Source organism: Acinetobacter sp. NCu2D-2 (assembly GCF_001647675.1).
Taxonomy (GTDB): Bacteria; Pseudomonadota; Gammaproteobacteria; order Pseudomonadales; family Moraxellaceae; genus Acinetobacter.
Genome location: NZ_CP015594.1, coordinates 1,715,954 through 1,734,079, shown reverse-complemented (window position 1 = coordinate 1,734,079; position 18,126 = coordinate 1,715,954). Strand labels below are relative to the sequence as shown.

16 protein-coding genes are annotated in these 18,126 nt (G+C 39.6%); 11 read left to right on the top strand and 5 right to left on the bottom strand.

Annotated elements, in window-relative coordinates; all coding sequences use genetic code 11:
• Positions 1-153: 153 nt before the first annotated feature.
• Positions 154-1,236, top strand: coding sequence for a 3-phosphoserine/phosphohydroxythreonine transaminase (serC, locus tag A3K93_RS08280; protein WP_067730645.1), 1,083 nt, complete (start codon positions 154-156; stop codon positions 1,234-1,236).
• Positions 1,237-1,834: 598 nt separating this feature from the next.
• Here the strand turns inward: serC and A3K93_RS08275 are convergent.
• On the bottom strand, positions 1,835-2,767 hold the full coding sequence (locus A3K93_RS08275) for a hypothetical protein (RefSeq protein WP_067730643.1): 933 nt from the start codon (positions 2,765-2,767) through the stop codon (positions 1,835-1,837).
• 239 nt (positions 2,768-3,006) lie between these two features.
• Here A3K93_RS08275 and A3K93_RS08270 point away from each other — a divergent pair, with 239 nt between their 5' ends.
• Entirely contained in the window at positions 3,007-3,492 is a 486-nt protein-coding gene (locus tag A3K93_RS08270) for a YaiI/YqxD family protein (protein ID WP_067730641.1), read from the top strand.
• Between the two features lie 5 nt (positions 3,493-3,497).
• Positions 3,498-4,391, top strand: coding sequence for a DMT family transporter (locus tag A3K93_RS08265; RefSeq protein ID WP_067730639.1), 894 nt, complete (start codon positions 3,498-3,500; stop codon positions 4,389-4,391).
• A gap of 16 nt (positions 4,392-4,407) precedes the next feature.
• On the opposite strand, the gene A3K93_RS08260 is transcribed toward A3K93_RS08265, so the two are convergent.
• Positions 4,408-4,971, bottom strand: a complete 564-nt coding sequence (locus tag A3K93_RS08260) for a PilZ domain-containing protein (protein WP_067730637.1) — start codon at positions 4,969-4,971, stop codon at positions 4,408-4,410.
• A gap of 26 nt (positions 4,972-4,997) precedes the next feature.
• Here A3K93_RS08260 and A3K93_RS08255 point away from each other — a divergent pair, with 26 nt between their 5' ends.
• From A3K93_RS08255 to A3K93_RS08245, 3 genes are all read left to right on the top strand, one after another.
• Positions 4,998-6,233, top strand: coding sequence for a lipoprotein-releasing ABC transporter permease subunit (locus tag A3K93_RS08255; RefSeq protein WP_067730635.1), 1,236 nt, complete (start codon positions 4,998-5,000; stop codon positions 6,231-6,233).
• Positions 6,226-6,909, top strand: a complete 684-nt coding sequence (gene lolD / locus A3K93_RS08250; RefSeq protein WP_067730633.1) for a lipoprotein-releasing ABC transporter ATP-binding protein LolD — start codon at positions 6,226-6,228, stop codon at positions 6,907-6,909. Before A3K93_RS08255 ends, lolD begins: the two co-directional genes overlap by 8 nt.
• Before the next feature lie 86 nt (positions 6,910-6,995).
• Positions 6,996-9,437 carry a DNA internalization-related competence protein ComEC/Rec2 gene (locus tag A3K93_RS08245; RefSeq protein ID WP_067730631.1) on the top strand — a complete coding sequence of 814 codons (2,442 nt, stop codon included), beginning with the start codon at positions 6,996-6,998 and terminating at the stop codon, positions 9,435-9,437.
• Here the strand turns inward: A3K93_RS08245 and A3K93_RS08240 are convergent.
• On the bottom strand, positions 9,434-10,378 hold the full coding sequence (locus A3K93_RS08240; RefSeq protein ID WP_067730628.1) for a lysophospholipid acyltransferase family protein: 945 nt from the start codon (positions 10,376-10,378) through the stop codon (positions 9,434-9,436). The genes A3K93_RS08245 and A3K93_RS08240 overlap by 4 nt on opposite strands.
• 126 nt (positions 10,379-10,504) lie before the next feature.
• On the opposite strand from A3K93_RS08240, the gene sppA reads away from it, so the two are divergent.
• The gene (gene sppA, locus A3K93_RS08235) at positions 10,505-11,527 is read left to right on the top strand and encodes a signal peptide peptidase SppA (protein WP_067730626.1); all 1,023 of its coding nucleotides are present in this window, start codon (positions 10,505-10,507) and stop codon (positions 11,525-11,527) included.
• Entirely contained in the window at positions 11,524-12,327 is an 804-nt protein-coding gene (locus tag A3K93_RS08230) for an alpha/beta fold hydrolase (RefSeq protein ID WP_067730624.1), read from the top strand. The genes sppA and A3K93_RS08230 overlap by 4 nt, the downstream gene beginning before the upstream one ends.
• Before the next feature lie 46 nt (positions 12,328-12,373).
• Here A3K93_RS08230 and purN read toward each other — a convergent pair whose 3' ends face one another.
• Together purN and purM are read right to left on the bottom strand one after the other, a co-directional pair.
• Positions 12,374-13,003 (bottom strand): phosphoribosylglycinamide formyltransferase, encoded by a 630-nt coding sequence (gene purN, locus A3K93_RS08225; protein WP_067730622.1) that lies wholly within the window; start codon positions 13,001-13,003, stop codon positions 12,374-12,376.
• A gap of 9 nt (positions 13,004-13,012) precedes the next feature.
• Positions 13,013-14,083: a phosphoribosylformylglycinamidine cyclo-ligase gene (purM, locus tag A3K93_RS08220; protein ID WP_067730620.1), complete on the bottom strand. Its 1,071-nt coding sequence runs from the start codon at positions 14,081-14,083 to the stop codon at positions 13,013-13,015.
• Positions 14,084-14,217: 134 nt separating this feature from the next.
• Between purM and cxpE the strand changes: the two genes are divergently transcribed.
• From cxpE to rbtA, 3 genes are all read left to right on the top strand, one after another.
• On the top strand, positions 14,218-15,438 hold the full coding sequence (gene cxpE / locus A3K93_RS08215; protein ID WP_067730618.1) for a chloramphenicol efflux transporter CxpE: 1,221 nt from the start codon (positions 14,218-14,220) through the stop codon (positions 15,436-15,438).
• 15 nt (positions 15,439-15,453) lie between these two features.
• Entirely contained in the window at positions 15,454-16,158 is a 705-nt protein-coding gene (gene hda, locus A3K93_RS08210) for a DnaA regulatory inactivator Hda (protein ID WP_067730616.1), read from the top strand.
• 118 nt (positions 16,159-16,276) lie between these two features.
• Complete coding sequence (gene rbtA / locus A3K93_RS08205) at positions 16,277-18,112, top strand: rhombotarget A (protein ID WP_067730615.1); 1,836 nt, start codon at positions 16,277-16,279, stop codon at positions 18,110-18,112.
• Positions 18,113-18,126 lie beyond the last annotated feature (14 nt).

The following is an 18,126-nucleotide window of genomic DNA, read 5'->3' as shown; positions in this document are numbered from 1 at the left end:
GAATAACCCCATGACGTTCAATTTATCCCACTCATCTACATTGATTTTTTGACTGTATCTTTAGTCCAAGATTGAAATAATTTTGTGCAAGACTGCGCCATATATGGTTAAATGCCATCATTTTATTGTGTTTCACATAGATAAGGAAAACTCATGCGCGCGTACAACTTCTGTGCTGGTCCTGCTGCATTACCGACTGCCGTACTCGAAAAAGCTCAAGCTGAATTGTTAAATTGGCAAGGCAAGGGCGTTTCGATCATGGAAATGAGCCACCGTAGTGCAGACTATGTCGCGGTTGCTGCAAAAGCAGAAGCTGATCTACGCAAACTCATGGATATTCCTGACAACTATAAAGTGTTGTTCTTACAAGGTGGGGCATCGCTACAGTTCTCTGCAATTCCATTGAACTTATTGGGAAAAAACAATAAAGCCGATTATATCCATACTGGTATTTGGTCTGAAAAAGCACTCAAAGAAGCAAAACGCTACGGTGACATCAACGTCATTGAAGCGGGCATTAAAGATGCTGACGGCAAACTCGCAATTTCAGATGAAAGCACATGGAACTTATCTGATGATGCTGCTTATGTGCATTATGCAGATAACGAAACCATCGGTGGTATTCAGTTTAAAAATATCCCAACTATAGATAAACCACTTGTAGCGGATTTGTCATCAAGTATTTTGTCTGCACCGATTGATGTATCTAAATTTGGCGTGATTTACGCGGGTGCGCAAAAAAATATTGGTCCTGCAGGTTTAACCCTTGTGATCGTTCGCGAAGACTTGCTTGATCAAGCCAAAGACGAAATCCCAAGTATCTTGAAATATTCTGCTCAAGCAAAAAATGATTCTATGGTGAATACACCATCAACTTATGCATGGTACTTGTCAGGTTTAGTATTTGAATGGTTACTTGAGCAAGGTGGTGTCGAAGCGATTCATAAAGTAAATCTACAAAAAGCAGAACTACTTTACGGTTACATCGATTCGAGCGATTTCTATGCGAACCCAATTGCTAAAGAATACCGCTCAATTATGAACGTACCATTTACTTTGGCAAAACCAGAGCTTGAAAAACAGTTCTTGAAAGAAGCTGAAGAACACCATTTATTGAATCTTGCAGGTCACCGTTCAGTGGGTGGTATGCGTGCAAGTATCTACAATGCCGTACCACTAGAAGGCGTACAAGCATTGGTTGACTTTATGGACGACTTTGCTAAACGCAATGCTTAAGTCTTAAGCGTAAAAAACCCAGCTTCGGCTGGGTTTTTTGTATTTAAATTCGCTTAAAAAACAAAGTTATGCAAAATAAAGCCGCACATAATCATCCCTAAAACAAAAAACAGGCATGACATCGTATCGATGTGATAGCGCGAGCTTAAATGATGCTCGATTTGGGGTAAGTTTTCTTCTTGCACGATTTTCATAGATATTTATTATCCGATCTATTTATCGTTAGTTCCTATTTGTTAAAAGCATTTTTAGCATAAAAAATTGATTAAATAAAGTACATTCTTAATTAAACTTCACAAACTTTTTATTTTATTTAAAAGATTGATTAATCATGGCGAATATTATCCTGAAAAGTGGCTAAGTCACTGTTTTCAATGGCTCACAAGACTCAATAATGACTTAAGTTATTTTAAATAATATGCAGGATTGAATTTAAATATGTGGATAAATAGGCAGAAATTGAATTTAAAATAAATAAAACTGTGGATAAAATAACCAATTAAAAATAAATCACCAATAAAATGATTTACTTAAAAAAAATAGCCAATATTACCTAAGGTTAATATCGGCTATTTTTTGAATTTAAAAGAACGACTTTTTAAGAGGCGGTGCGGTAGATATTCGCCTGAATCCAGATATTGCCGCGAATGTACTGACCAATGGCAAAATCTTTGTATTTTTCATCACGGGTTGCAATACGAATTAAGGTTGCTTCACGACCTTCATCGTGAATTAGAGCGACATCATAGAGACAGTATTCTTGATCCATAAATTGCATTGAGGTTTTGCCGACAATGTTGCCTTGGAACCACGCTTCATCTTCTTGACCAATGGTTTCACCATATAAATAAGCCACCATCTTAGAGAAATCCACGGTCACAGGAGCTTTGTCATCTTCTGTTTTCGGCTCCCATGCATCAATCTGTTCTTGTAAGTTATCTGGTGCAACACCATTATTGGCTGCCAGAATATCATTCAATGCACGGTGATGTTTAATTGATGCAGGATCATCCACAACTAAATGTTCGTGTTCGGCAACCGCTTCGAGTTCATAAGCCCAAGCATTTAAATTAACATCATATTTTTGATCTTTGTCATAGTGTGCCGCGTTGACGCTATATAAGCTGTCAAATGCATACACAATATTATTTAAGCCTAAATTTAAACGTAAAACGGCTTGAGTATTGGTTTTACAGGTAATAATACGTTCAATTTGTGCTTTAACTTTATAGGGACTATCAAAGGTTGGAAATGCAGTTTTAACCGCTTTGGGCTTATTGTTTTCAACAGCAATCACTTGAGACAGTTGTACAGCGGCTTGTTTGGGACCTTGAATCAACCATGTCGATGCGTCCATATCGCATTCTTGTGTACATAAACCCATTGGCATGACAGGGCTATTCAGTGCTAGTCCCAACCACTTGGGTACGTCTGTACTTGGATTTTCTGTGAGCAAATTCCAATGTTCAACATGACTACCAAAGTTTTGATCATCGATGGTGATGATCTCTGGGCTATTTTGATTTTTCATATGCACAAGCGATCTTAGGTTACTTATTTATAGTTAATCGAGGGTTATTCTGATTTTTCAAGTCAATCAGCTGAATTAAAAGCTAAACAGCTTTTCAAAGCCTGTCAATCTGCATCTTTTAAATTTTATCGATGGGTGAAATTTCGGCTCAACGGTTTTGGTCTAGGTTTAGATCACTCACAATTATAAAAAAGTCAGGCAGAACTAATTTTGCTAAAATAAGCCCATATTATTCGACCATGGGAAAGCAAGTGCTGCCTTTTAAATTATGGGTAGATGCTGATGCATTACCACGTATTTTACGTGATGTGATTATTCGAGCATCAGATCGTTATCAACTTGAAGTTACTTTTGTTGCCAATCAGTCTGTGGGGATTACCCCATCGGTACGGATTAACTCGATTCAAGTGATGAGTGGGGCAGATGCAGCCGATCAAGAAATTATTCATCGCATGAAACCACATGACATTATCATGACACAGGATATTCCACTTGCAGCACAAGTGATTGAAAAGGGCGGTATCGCGATTCATCCACGTGGTGAAATATTTACTGAAGCCAATGTCAAAGCGCGTCTGCATTTACGTGATTTTATGGATACGCTGCGTGGCGCAGGGGTACAAACAGGCGGGCCACCACCAATTTCTGAACGTGATAAGCGCGAATTTTCGAGTAGTCTAGATCAAACGATTCAAAAGCAAAAACGCAAAACGGCTGGGTTGTAAGGTTGATGCTTACACAAAAAAATATTGTCCTGACCTATGCGTTATTGGTCTTAATTTGGTCGACAACACCACTTGCGATCGTGTGGAGTGTGGAAGATCTACATCCCATGTGGGCGCTTTCACTGCGCTTTATTTTGGCACTGCCGTTTGCGTTGAGTTTGCTATGGTTTTTTAAAGTTCAATTTCCACGGGATAAACTCTCTTTAAAAAGTTATGTTGCAGGTGCAAGCAGCTTTATTGGGTCACAGATTTTTATTTATTGGTCTACTTATTATTTAAGCTCAGGCATTATTGCATTGATGTTTGGACTTGCACCAATTATTACAGGTCTCATCGGTCGCTTTGTCTTTAATATCCGCCTCGCACTGTATCAGTGGGTGGGGATGGGTATTGCTGTCCTAGGACTAGGCGTCATTTGCTTGGGTGGCAGTGATCAACACATTCAACCCATTGGAATTGCCTTAGCCTTGATGAGTGTTTTAGTGTATTGCGTGTCGATGTTTTGGGTGAAAAAGATTAATGCGCCACTTGACCCCATGGCTCAAGCTGCAGGTTCAATTTCAGTCTCTGTACTTTGTGTACTGTGTATGATGCCATTTATTTGGCAATACGCTCCAACTGAAATACCGCATGCAAAGTCGCTGTTTGGTTTGGCTTATGCGGTAATTATGGCGTCATTGGTTGCCATGTTCTGTTATTTTAAGTTGGTCAAAAATATTAAAGCGTCGACATTGTCACTGACTACGGTACTCACTCCAGTGATCGCTTTAATTATCGGTTCAGTATTAAATGATGAAAAATTATCAGGGATGGCATTTATTGGAGTAGTGGTACTACTCAGTGGTTTAGTGATTTATTTCTTAAAAGAAATTAAGGCGAGTCTTTTTCCTCGCCCATAATCAAGTTGCGTAAGTTTTACGCATACTCTGCCTTCACACATTCTGCCAATTTTGCTCGGTCTTGAGGATGTAAGGTAATAAAGTATGCTCCTGTACGATATTTACCTTCTTCTTCAGCACGGCTATAAACCACTTGTGCAGTTGCTGCAACATGGAAGAAATTTTCAGGGTGACTTAAGGTCACATGAATATAGGTTCCGTTGGCAATTGGTCGGTCGGTAAAGAAGCTAAATCCAGTCTCTGAAAAGTTGACATGTTCTGGGACTGGTAACATGCTTTGTACAATTGCGTCATACAAAGAACCTGTAATGAGGTTTAACTTTTGGTTGAATAAGGATAAGATTCGAGCAATTTGTTGATCTTTTTCAGATAATTGTTCTAATTCGTAGTCAAGCGCATGATCAAATTGATCTAACTCTGCAAGTAGTAGAAAATAGCGTGGCAATACGAAGTTAGGATCGTAAGGGTCGTTTAAAGCAACGTCTTCGGAAATAATCTGATAATTAATTCGTAAGGCAGCATCGATACGTGACATTACGCGTCTTTCAGTCGCGACGTGTTGATGCTGTACATTTTCCATAATTTATTACCTCGGACTAGATGGTTATGTTCAAACCAATCTCGCTGTATATAGGGTTGAAATACACTCGCGCACGGCGTAGTAACCACTTCATTTCTTTCATCGCTTTGGTATCTATGATCGGTCTCACGCTAGGCGTGGCGGTTCTGATTACAGTCTTATCTGTCATGAACGGTTTTGACCGAGAATTAAAAAACAGAGTTTTGGGGATGGTTCCACAAGCTACTGTTTCTTCGACACAAATTTTACCAAATTGGCCTGAACTTGCAAAGAAAATTGAGCAGCATGAACACGTCCAAGGTGTGGCACCGTTCACACAATTGCAAGGAATGTTGACAGCTCAAGGACAAGTGTCAGGCATTATGGTCACGGGGATTGAACCGAACTATGAAAAGAAAGTATCAATCATCCAAAACCATATGGTTGAGGGTAGCATTGATAGCCTGAAAAAGGGTGAATTTGGGATAGTCTTGGGCAAACAGCTGACGGATGCACTTGGTCTTGGTTTAAATGACAGCATTACCTTGGTTTTACCTGAAGCAACTCCATCTCCTGCAGGTGTGGTACCACGCTTTAAACGTTTTAAAGTGGTAGGGATCTTTAGTATCGGTGCTGAAGTCGATTCGATGATGGGTTATATCGCTTTGAATGACGCTGCGACATTATTACGCTTGCCGGATGGCGCACAAGGGATTCGTATGAAGCTGGATGATATTTTCCTTGCACCGCAAGTCTCTCGTGACATCGTGACAGATTTGCCAGCGAACTTCTATGCATCTGACTGGACTTATACCCACGGTAATTTATTCAGTGCGATCCAAATGGAAAAAGCCATGGTGAGCTTGCTTTTATTCCTGATTGTTTTGGTTGCAGCATTCAATATTGTGTCATCACTAGTCATGGTAGTGACTGATAAAAAATCGGACATTGCTATTTTGCGTACCTTGGGTGCATCCCCTGCAACGATTACTAAAATCTTTATGGTACAGGGTACTGTGATTGGCGTGATCGGAACATGTGCGGGGGCGATCTTAGGAATTATCGCTGCGACAGGTATCAGTGGATTTATCGGTTGGTTAAACAATTCGCTCGGTCTACATATGTTTGATGCTTACTTCATTAATTACTTACCATCATATTTAAGATGGCAGGATGTCGTGATTATTGTTGGCTTATCTCTAGCATTAAGCTTTGTTGCAACGATCTACCCAGCACTTCGAGCTGCAAAAATTCAACCTGCGGAGGCGCTACGTTATGAGTAATATCATTTTAGATGCGCAAAATATCCAGAAGTCATTTACGGATGGTAAATCTACCGTTGATGTCATTCGGGGTATTTCACTGCAAGTCAAAGCAGGTGAGTTTGTTTCAATTGTGGGTTCAAGCGGTTCAGGTAAAAGTACTTTACTCCATGTACTTGGTGGTTTGGATCGTCCAACATCAGGACAAGTAATGGTCAATGGTCAACGTTTTGATACCTTGTCCGAAGCTGAACGTGGCTACGTACGAAATGAACATCTAGGCTTTGTCTATCAGTTCCATCATTTGTTGCCTGAGTTTACTGCGTTGGAAAACGTGGCCATGCCATTGATGCTGCGTAATGGCACCAAATATAAAGACATTAAAACACAGGCCGAATATTTGCTGGAACGCGTGGGTTTAAGTCATCGTTTGACGCATAAACCTGGTGAGCTTTCAGGTGGTGAACGTCAACGCGTGGCTTTAGCTCGTGCATTAGTCGGTCGTCCAAAACTCATGATGGCCGATGAGCCAACTGGGAACTTAGACCGTAAAACCGCAGTGAAAATCTTTGAATTGTTGTCGGATTTGCGCCGTGAATTTAACATGGCGATGTTGATTGTTACCCATGATGAACAATTGGCACAGTCTGCAGATTCAATTTTGCATATGCAAGATGGGGTTTGGGTAGACGCTTAAGTTATTGGAATGATCGCCTTTTATTGAAGCTCACCTCGGTGGGCTTTATTATTGTATGTAATTAAAAATAAATAAGAACAATAACAATGCTATTAAGTTTATGTTTGGGCTGGATATTGGGTGTCGCGATGATGGGACGCTCATTATTAGGCTTTGAACTAAACTTTTTTCAAGTCACGACTTTACTCATTATTTGGGTCATCATTGTTCGCATTCTGTATAGTCAGTTTAAAAGTATCTATATTCGGGTATCACTCGTTTTTATAAGTTTTGCTTTGGCTTTTATTTTGGGTAGTGCTTATGCCAATCAATCATTAAATGAACGTTTAAAAACTGTCGAACATGAGAGAAAAACAGTCTCAGTGATCGCTTATATCAAGCAGTTAGACCAATGGACAGAAAGCAGCATTCAACAGCCAATTGAAGTTTTGCATGTGGATGGCAGTACATCGAAATGGATGGCATCAATTCAACCTGAGAAACTGAAAATAGCAGCAGATGAAAGTATTACTTTAGGACAATATTATCGCTTAGAAGGTGAGTTGAGACCTACTCAAAGTTATGCCACTGATGGTGCCTTTGATGTGGAAAAATGGTATATCGAACAAAATATCATGGCAGGTTTTCGGGTTAAGTCCGCCCAAAGTTTGAGTGAAGCAGAAGTTAGTCAGCTTGGCTATAGTCGCTATGTTCGAAAACAACATCGTTTGTCTGCACGATTCGCATTAAAAATAGAACAACAACGTGCTGAGTTTCGGTCTTTTTTTATAAGACAGCCCATTCGGAATAAAGGTTTATTGTTGGCATTACTCACAGGTGATGAAAGCCTATTGTCCAAACAGACTAAACAACAATTCCAGCGTTTTGGTATGAGTCATTTACTAGCAATATCAGGACCTTATGTGGTGATTTTTGCCTTGATGTTTTGTGGTGTATTGAATTGGATCATCTCACGAAAATGTCCAACGCTATTTTTAAAAATTCCACGTCAATATTTTCTGTGTTTGCCATTTTTACTCTGTGTGTTGCTCTATTGTGCTTTTGTGGGCTTTGAAATCCCTGCATTAAGAACACTGCTTATGAGTGCACTAGTCTGTTTGGCGCTTTTATTCAAACAACAATTACAACCTTTCAAACTATTAAGCATCAGCGCTGCCTTACTTCTTTTATTTGATCCCTTCAGTATTTTGTCGGCTGCTTTTTGGCTTTCCTATGGTGCGTGTTTTGTTTTATTAAGAATTTATCAAACCATTCAACAACAACCCAAACAGAATGATCAAACCTGGATAAATAAGATTCATTTTGGCTTAAAAATTCTGGTCGAATCTCAATGGAAAATTTTTATTGCTCTATTTCCATTGATGATCATTTTCTTCAAACAAGTGGCTTGGATTAGCCCCATCAGTAATTTGATTGCTATCCCTTGGATTGGCTTACTGGTTGTACCACTGGATATCGTTGCAGCATTGGTATTTTTTATCTTTGAACCACTGTCGAGTTTATTGTTTCAGTTGAATGATCTGATCATGCAATTGTTACTCGGTATATTACAGTTGATCGATATTCTTTTTTCACCACAGTTGATTCCTGTAGTAATGAATAGCTGGATGTTGTATTTAGGAATTGTTTGTCTCATCATCTTATTTCTACCAAGAGGGCTGATTCCTAAATCGTGGTCTTACGCCGTTTTGATTCCACTCATTTTACCTCATGCGGAACGTGAAATTCAGTTGTCAATTATAGATATCGGGCAAGGCCAATCCATCTTTATACAAGCACCTACAAAGAACATGATGGTCGACACAGGAGGTTATTATGATGAAGAAAAGTTCAGTGTGGGCAAACAAATTATTTTGCCATTTCTATCGGTGCACGGAGTTCGGCAATTAGATTATCTTGTACTGACCCATCTTGATCAGGATCACAGTGGTGCTTTTGAAAGCATTAAAGAAAAATTAGCAATAAAAGAGATTTATGCCAATGAAGATTTCCCCAATACCACATCCTCAAGGTTTCAACTTTGTCAGGTAGGGCAAGATTTAAGCCTAGATACAAAAGTAGTGATTAAGGTGCTTTCACCTGCAATGCAAAAATCGAAAGAGAGATCATTTAACAAAAATGAAAATTCATGTGTGTTGCATGTCTATATTCCGAATAGAGGACCGTATCAAAATTTTCTACTCATGGGAGATGCAGGCTGGCAAACTGAATTTGAACTGATGCAACGCTATCCACATTTAAAGGTCGATGTTTTAGTGCTCGGGCATCATGGCAGTCACAACAGTTCGGCTTACGATTTTCTAAAATACTATCAACCTAAACTTGCTATTGCTTCAGCAGGGCGATTTAATCGTTATGGACATCCGAGTAAACTGACACAAGCACGATTAAAGGACCTAAATATTCTTTTAATGACGACAGCTGAGCAGGGCAGTGTGCATTTTGTAATGAAGCACAATCAATTCGTGCTTCAAACTTATCGTGACCAATATCGCTGGTTGCAAAGACCAAAACGTATTAAAGATTAATGAAGGTTTTCTTTGCGTATTGCGTCAATTTTTTCGAGTGCAAGGTTTTCATCTATATCATAAATACGTCCCAATTTTGGATGTGCTTTAAAGCGTTTATAACTCCAATGATAATGTTCAGGATGACGTTGAATGAGTGCTTTTAATGCTTCTAAAATAATTTGAGTGCCCGTGTTTGCATCGCAATCATAAATTGCATCACTTATCGGTTCGATACTCATATCGAAACCTTGATTGGAATTACGTTTGGCATGCAAAAAAAGTACTTTGGCTTTGGTCTTTTGGATGAGTTTGGCACTTAAATTACTAGTTGCGAGTGGCACACCAAAATAAGGAATATATTCACCACCGACATTTGGAGTATGGTCCGGTAAAATAACCGTTGTACCGCCTTGTTTTAGTGCTTTAAAAATTTGACGCACACCAGATTCATCTGTTGGCACCAAATGCGCATTTTCACGACTGCGTGCTTCACGCACAAATCGGTCAGCGGATTCATCTTTAACAGGTTTATACATAATGGTCATGGGGGTGAATTGCGCGATATAGGCGTTCATGACTTCCCATGTACCAAAATGTGGAACGATTAAAACTACGCCTTTTTTTGCAGCAAGTGCATCATGTAATAGGTGTTCACCTGAAATGTGATGAATTCGATCGATATTTTTTTGATTCGTTGAACCCCAAATACTGAAAAATTCAAAATAAGACATCAGTTCATTGCGAATCGCTTGGCGTGTAATCGCTTCACGTTGCTGGTCTGACAGTTCAGGTAAGGTAATTTTAAGATTCAGACGAATAATTTTAGAGGTTTTTGTAATATGAAAGATATTGACGAGTCCCGCTAAACCACGAGCAAAACCACGCAGAATCTGAAGAGGCAAGCGACTGACAAAGTTCAGTAAACCGTAAAGTGAATTCTTTGACTCTTGTTTATTCATTGAAACTTGTCAATTGCATAAGATGATATAAGTAAAATTATTATAAGTGAAAAGCCACCTTTTAAACAGATTTTAGCGTTTCCATGTATATAATGGGTGCAATATAACTCAATTATTGGATTATTTATGTCCGATTGGCCACCAAAACCTGAAAATCAAACTGATAAGATTCAACAGCCTATGCAACCTACTGGACCTGAATGGAAACTTCTTGAAAAAGCTGTACTTGCTTCTGTAGAAGAACAGCGTCGTGCGCGTCGCTGGGGCATTTTCTTTAAGTTCTTAACTTTTGCCTATTTGGTTTTTATTATTGTTGCACTTGGAAAAGGATGCAGCAGCTCACCGACAGATGCGAGTACGACCTCTGGTTCTCATTTAGCAGTCGTAGATGTGATTGGTACCATCGCCGCAGATAAACAAAGTGTCAATAGTACCAATACCAACAAAGCCTTGAAAAAAGCCTTTGCGAATAAAGACAGTAAAGCCGTTGTTTTAAATATTAACTCACCGGGTGGTTCACCAGTACAGTCTGATGAAATCTGGCAAGAAATTCGTTATTTGAAAAAAGAATATCCGACCAAGAAACTTTATGCTGTGATTGGTGATACAGGTGCATCTGGCGCTTATTATATTGCATCAGCAGCAGATGAAATTATTGTCAATCCATCGAGTCTTGTGGGTTCAATTGGTGTGATCATGCCAAATTACGGCGTAAACAACCTGATGCAAAAATTGGGTGTTGAAGACCGTACAATGACCTCAGGTGAAAACAAAGCGATCTTGTCGATGACGCAACCTGTAGATGCTGCTCAAAAAGCCCATGTACAAGGTGTGTTAGATAACGTACATAGCCACTTTATTAATGCTGTTAAACAAGGTCGCGGTAATAAACTGAAATCGCAAGATCCTGCAATCTTCTCAGGGCTGTTCTGGACAGGTGAACAAGCAGTCGCACTGGGCATTGCCGATCGCACTGGTAGTCTTCAAAATTTGAAACGTGAATTAAAAACAGATAAAGCGGTGAACTACACCATTGAACACAATCCACTCGAGTCTATTTTAGGTCGTATGGGAGCATCATTTGGTGAAGGTATCGCGACATCGATTTCTCAGCAATTAAAAACAGAGAACAATACGACTTTACAATGAAACCAATAATTCATTTTGCCCATGCGAATGGTGTACCTGCCAAAGTGTATCAGAAACTTTTTGATGCACTTGCAGATGAATACGATGTGATTTACACCCCTTTATTGGGGCCTGATCAGCGTTATCCAATTGATAATCATTGGAAGAGTTTGACCCAGCAAGTAATTGATAGTGTCGTGCAGCAGTCACAAGGCCGTAAAGTGATTGCGATCGGGCATTCACTTGGAGCTGTGTTGTCATTTCAAGCAGCTTTAAAACGACCTGAATTGTTTGAACAAGTGATTATGCTTGATCCACCGTTGATTATGGGTATGCATTCTTTAGGGATGCATATTGCTAAAGTTCTGAAACTTAAAATTGTAGATACGATGTCTCCTGCAGCATTGTCTTTGCGCCGTCGTGATCATTGGGATTCTCGCGAACAGGCCGCTGAGTTATTGCGTCCAAAAGGTTTCTATCAAGATTTTGATACAGAATGCTTCCAAGCTTATATTGATCATGCTTTGACAGATGATCCAATTCGCGGTGGGGTTCAGCTCACCATCCCAAAAATGGATGAGGTTAATATTTTTAGAACCAATCCATCGCTTTGGTGGTTACCTCAGCCTAAACCACAAGTACCAATGCATTTGGTTGTGGCGAAGAAAGGTCCATTTTTAAAACCAGGCTTCCCGAAAATGATTAAGAAGAAGTTTGGTATAGATTATACCGTGGTTGAAGGTGGGCACATGTTCCCGCTTGAACGACCGAATGATATTGCACAGCTATTAAAGCAAACCATTCAACAGCTAAGTGCTTAAATAAAAAACGCATCCGAGGATGCGTTTTTTATATCAAGTATTTAAGTTAGAACTTACAAAACTGAATTGGCTCAAGCAATGGTTGCTCTTTAAAGAGCACACCTTGATCGGTATAGATGACAGTGCCATTACAGATCCATTCAGCGACCTGTGGGTAAATGAGATGTTCAAGTACATGGACACGTGAAGCTAAACTCACAGCATCATCATGAATGCCGACTTGTAAAACCCCTTGTGCCAGTGCTTGACCTGCATCAAGTTCAGCAGTGACATAATGCACAGTACAGCCATGTAAGCGATCGCCTGTATTTAACACACGCTGATGAGTGTGCATTCCTTTGTAATTTGGCAATAGAGAAGGGTGGATATTAATCATTTTCCCTTCCCATGCTTTCACGAATTTTTCACTTAAAATACGCATAAAGCCAGCTAAAATTACAAGATCTACCTCCCAATCCAAAAGCTGTTGATGCATCACATCATCGAAAGCTTCACGATTAGGGTATTGCTTATGCTCAATGACAGCAGTCGCAATATTGGCTTTTTTTGCTCGTTCTAAAGCATAGGCTTCAGGTTTATTGGAAATCACCCCAACAATTTGCCCTGAAAGATTTGCATCAATCAAGGCTTGCAGGTTTGAGCCATTACCTGAAACCAGTACAGCAATTTTTATCATGTGCGGTACTTATGCGAAAATCACACGGATTTTTTCGTCAGCACCTTCAACAGATTCAGCGTTATCAACAATGTGACCCATGGTCCATGCTTTTTCGCCTAAGCTGTTCAGCAATTCAACAGTTTTGTCAGCATCTTGTGCATCTACGGCTAAAACCATACCTACGCCACAGTTAAATGTACGGTACATTTCAAATTGTTCAACACCACCTTCTTTTTGAAGCAATTTGAACAATTCAGGCCATTCCCAAGATGATTCATTAATCACAGCTTGAGCACCATTTGGAAGGACACGAGGTAAGTTACCTGGTAAACCACCACCAGTGATGTGTGCCATTGCATGCACATCAACATGTTTTAGCAATTCAAGGATCGGTTTAACGTAAATACGTGTTGGTTCCATTGCAACATCTGCAAGTGGACGACCATCGATGATTTGATTTAAATCAACATTTTTGACATCAAGAATTTTACGAAGAAGAGAGTAACCATTTGAATGTGCACCTGAAGATACAACACCTACTAAAACGTCACCCGCTTTAACTTTAGAGCCATCAATAATTTTGCTTTGCTCAACCACGCCAACACAGAAGCCTGCAAGATCATAGTCTTCGCCTTCATACATGCCTGGCATTTCAGCAGTTTCACCACCCACAAGCGCACAGCCTGCAAGTTCACAACCAGCACCGATACCTGTTACTACATTTGCTGCAACATCTACATTTAAGTGACCAGTTGCATAGTAGTCAAGGAAGAATAATGGTTCAGCACCACATACCAAAAGATCGTTTACACACATTGCCACCAAGTCTTGACCAATTGTGTCATGACGGTTCAAATTGAGTGCTAAACGTAATTTTGTACCTACACCATCCGTGCCAGATACGAGAACAGGTTCTTCATAACCTTTAGGAATTTTACAAAGTGCGCCAAAGCCACCAAGACCGCCCATTACTTCAGGACGTTTTGTGCGCTTAGCGACAGATTTGATTCGATCGACTAACGCGTCGCCCGCTTCAATGTCGACACCTGCATCTTTGTAGCTTAAACCAGTGTTTGGGGTAGAAGTTGAGTTGCTCATAATGAAGTCTCCGCATTCGCGCGGGGATTATAACCTGAATATACGAAACTCTTATGTTATTTATGCCCTAAAATGCTATCTTTATTGAAATATTTTACTTTTTATAATGATTAAATGAAAAAAGGCGGGATTCTATGGTAGATCGTACCCTACGTCGCATTTTTATCCTCGCAAGTATCGCGCTGATACTTTGGGTTTTATATCTTCTTAAACCAGTTTTAGTTCCTTTTGTTGGCGCATTTTTGATCGCATATTTGTTCAGTCCTTTGGTCGATCGTCTGGCTAAAATTGGCATGCCACGTTGGCTTTCAATTAGTGTGGTGTTTGTCGGTATTGGTGTCGTTTTGACCTTCGCACTTTGGTATCTATTACCTTTGGTGTGGAAGCAGCTGATGTATGCAAAATCACATATTCCTGAAGGTATTCATTGGATTAATTATAATTTCCTGCCGTGGGCGTCCTCTACATTTAATCTAGTGCCAATGGAATTGGATACCGATCAGATTACTGCAGCTGTCATGGAATATGTACAAACCAATTACAGCGCTGACAGTATTCAAGCGATGGTCTTGAAGCTTGCACAATCTGGTTTGAGCTTCTTACAGATCGGTGGTGTGATCGTTTTAATTCCAATTATTGCGTTCTATTTCTTGCTTGATTGGGATCGCATGCTAGAGAGTTTACGTCGTCTTATTCCGCGCCAATATGAACCTGAAACCATGAAAATTGTTGGTGAATGTCACTCTGTATTGGGGGCATTTGTAAAAGGACAATTCTTGGTGATGATTCTTCTGGGTATTGTCTATGCTGTAGGGTTGCAATTGATCGGCGTGGAAGTTGGACTGATCATTGGGATGATTGCAGGTCTTGCGAGTATTATTCCTTATTTGGGTTTTGCAGTCGGAATTATTGCGGCTATGATTGCGACCTTATTCCAATTTGGCATAGATTGGATGCAAATCGCTTTAGTGGTTGTGGTGTTTATGGTCGGACAAGCTGTTGAAGGCTATATTCTTCAGCCTTTCTTACTTGGAGATAAAATTGGTTTGTCACCTGTAGCTGTTGTATTTGCGGTGCTTGCAGGTGCACAGCTAGGCGGTTTCCTTGGCATGTTGATTGCTTTGCCAGTTGCAGCGGTCATTGTTGTATTACTTAAACATTTGCGTGAATATTATGAGCATAGTCAACTTTATGATTCACAAGTTACGCTTGTTCACGCAGATGGAAATGGCTCAATCAATATTGAAACCTCTGAAGTGGATGTTGATATTGAAGTTAAACCGAACGCTGCGAAAACGCTGCAAGCCAATGAAAAATCGAGTAAGATTGGAAAAACCATAGATAATGATGAATAAGGCGTTCTTATATATATGCGTCAATTACAGTTAGACATTGAACCTCAACTTGATGCCCGAATTAGTGATTTTTCGGGTCCAGGGTGGGGGCACGTCATTGACGCAATACGCCAACTTCATGCGGGATTAATTAGCCGGTTTTATGTTTATGGAGGAGCAGGTACAGGAAAAAGTCATTTGCTGTCGGCGATTTGTGACTCCTATTTGGAAATCGGTAAATCCGCGATTCAAGTCTCGCTACTCGAACTATTGGATGCTCCGACTGAAGCGATTACTTCACTCGATCAATATGACTTAGTGGCTTTAGATGATATCGAAGCCATTAGTGGTGTTCCACATTGGCAAAAGGCTGTTTTTCACCTGATTAATTATAATAATGAAGGTGGTGGTCAATTGGTCTTTTCATCTCGACTAGCGCCGATTGAACTCAAATTAGAACTTCCCGATTTACAATCTCGCTTAACTCAAGCGGTAAGTACACGTGTACCGAATGGTAGTTTATATGCCGATCGATTTGCATTAGTGTCCTCTGTACTTGACCGCCGGGGTATTCATTTAGACCAACAGATTTTTGATTATTTATTGAATAATGGACCACATCAAACTTCGGTGCTTTTACAAACATTAGAACAAATTATTCAATTATTTAAAGGCGAAAAGCTCAAAGTGAGCCATGCCAATTTAAGACAAATTTATGCACTGATTGACGAATATCGGTAATTTATAAAAATTGTTGAGAATTTCAGCAGTATATGACACAGTAGGGCAAAATAATTCTATGTTGCAGGGATGTTGCAACTAAAGAAGAAAAAGAAGATAAAAAATTAAGGAGAGAATTATGCTCAAAAAGAGCATAGGCCTAGGATTGCTTTTTATTGCAGGGCAAACTTTTGGTGCTGATATTACTGTTACCACGACATTAGATAATGATGTAAATGACAAAGAATGTTCTTTGCGTGAAGCCATTCATTACATCAATATGGGGATGCCGAAAGAAGGTTATCATGGTTGTGGTGGAGAAAATTCAACCAATACCATTCTCTTAAAAGAAAAAGAAATTTATAAGTTAACCGAAGGTCATTTGGTCCTAAATGTTTCTGCAACGATTAAAACATTTTATGAAACCAATGTGACGCAGACCGTTAACAAAGGTTTAAAAAATGCCGTTATCCAAGCAGCCAATGGCAAGCGCATATTATTGATAGAAAAAGGTGAAGCTCCAGCGCCTGTTGAGCCAGAAGAAGGTGAAACAGCTACGCCTGTTGTGATTGACTTACCATCTGTGAAAATTGAAGAAATAACGTTGCAGGGAAGCGATCAAAATCCGACTTGGGTTGATAAAGGCGGTCTGATTTATGCTGATGCTTACCTGACTTTAGACTATGTAAAATTAACTTCAGGTCATGCAGATAAAGGTGGTGCGATTTATAGCCCGAATACGGATGGAAAGGGTTATTTGGCAATTACCAACACTTTGATTGAAAGCAATGAAGCACAGCAAGGTGGAGCGATTTATACTAAATTGCTCAGTATTCGTATACGCCAATCCGTCATTCGTAAAAATAAGACTTCAGATGCTCAATTTGCCAATTTGTTTAGTGAAACAGGCTTAAGCCAAACGAACAGTGCTTATCTGACCAACTCTACACTTTACAGTAATACTGGTCCTGTACTATGGCTAAATGATGGACTCGTAATCAACAATACGACAATCCTAGCAAACCAAGGTGCTGGTATTGTCTATGCTGGAAGCGAGTCTAAATTAGGTTCAATCGCGAACAGTATCATTTTAAAGAATAACGAAAACTGTAAAGTGGCTGATGGTAGCAATTCAACAAATACGATTGTCCAAAATAATTTAACCACGTCATTATGTGGGGCAGGTGAAACAGCGTATCCAAATAGAATATTAGAGGATGATCAAAATATTATTGCAGGCAACGATGTTGAGGGTACTTGCCCGAATATCAAGCAAGAAAATACAGCGATCTTATGTCCATTTAGCGAAAAAGAAGATCAGTTTTTGGGTTATTTCCGACCACGTATTTTATTGAGCTATTTAAATATTACAGATTCGCCAATTGTAAATCAGGGTGCAGCAGAAGTAGTAGACAATAAAATTCTGTCATGTGAGGGGAATGACCAACGTAATAATAGCCGTCCAACCATTCCATTCAATGTAGGCTGTGATAGAGGTGCTATTGAAATTGTAGTTCCAACATCTTCAATGCTAGTTGGTCGTGATCTAAAAATGGGTGAAATTGCAAAATTTTCGATTTTAGATGCTTTAGGTGATAGTGATCTTGTACCGAAAGAAAACTGTAATGCAATTGTAGGGCCAGCACCTCAAGGGCAAGAATGGCAAGATGGCTGTATTAAGATAGAACAACAAAATCACGTGACTTCAAAGGGGAAAATCACGATTGATTTAGATGGAAATGTAACCTATACGCCAAATGGTAATTGGCATGGTGCAGATCTGTTGACAATGAAAGTAGTCACCACTACATCACGATTTGACGAAAGTGATCCATATATTTCAGTACGCGTAAATATTGTTCAAGAACCGAATGGCGAAATGAAAAGCGATAAAGTAAAAACGTCGGGTGGTGCTGTTGGGTTTGGTTGGTTAGGTATTTTGCTTGGATTGGCAGTATTACGTAGAAAAAAATAAAAAGATTAGGGAAA

Coding starts and splice junctions, on each gene's coding strand:
- serC (WP_067730645.1), top strand. CDS start 154: ATGCGCGCGTACAACTTCTGTGCTGGTCCTGCTGCATTACCGACTGCC.
- A3K93_RS08275 (WP_067730643.1), bottom strand. CDS start 2,767: ATGAAAAATCAAAATAGCCCAGAGATCATCACCATCGATGATCAAAAC.
- A3K93_RS08270 (WP_067730641.1), top strand. CDS start 3,007: ATGGGAAAGCAAGTGCTGCCTTTTAAATTATGGGTAGATGCTGATGCA.
- A3K93_RS08265 (WP_067730639.1), top strand. CDS start 3,498: ATGCTTACACAAAAAAATATTGTCCTGACCTATGCGTTATTGGTCTTA.
- A3K93_RS08260 (WP_067730637.1), bottom strand. CDS start 4,971: ATGGAAAATGTACAGCATCAACACGTCGCGACTGAAAGACGCGTAATG.
- A3K93_RS08255 (WP_067730635.1), top strand. CDS start 4,998: ATGTTCAAACCAATCTCGCTGTATATAGGGTTGAAATACACTCGCGCA.
- lolD (WP_067730633.1), top strand. CDS start 6,226: ATGAGTAATATCATTTTAGATGCGCAAAATATCCAGAAGTCATTTACG.
- A3K93_RS08245 (WP_067730631.1), top strand. CDS start 6,996: ATGCTATTAAGTTTATGTTTGGGCTGGATATTGGGTGTCGCGATGATG.
- A3K93_RS08240 (WP_067730628.1), bottom strand. CDS start 10,378: ATGAATAAACAAGAGTCAAAGAATTCACTTTACGGTTTACTGAACTTT.
- sppA (WP_067730626.1), top strand. CDS start 10,505: ATGTCCGATTGGCCACCAAAACCTGAAAATCAAACTGATAAGATTCAA.
- A3K93_RS08230 (WP_067730624.1), top strand. CDS start 11,524: ATGAAACCAATAATTCATTTTGCCCATGCGAATGGTGTACCTGCCAAA.
- purN (WP_067730622.1), bottom strand. CDS start 13,003: ATGATAAAAATTGCTGTACTGGTTTCAGGTAATGGCTCAAACCTGCAA.
- purM (WP_067730620.1), bottom strand. CDS start 14,083: ATGAGCAACTCAACTTCTACCCCAAACACTGGTTTAAGCTACAAAGAT.
- cxpE (WP_067730618.1), top strand. CDS start 14,218: ATGGTAGATCGTACCCTACGTCGCATTTTTATCCTCGCAAGTATCGCG.
- hda (WP_067730616.1), top strand. CDS start 15,454: ATGCGTCAATTACAGTTAGACATTGAACCTCAACTTGATGCCCGAATT.
- rbtA (WP_067730615.1), top strand. CDS start 16,277: ATGCTCAAAAAGAGCATAGGCCTAGGATTGCTTTTTATTGCAGGGCAA.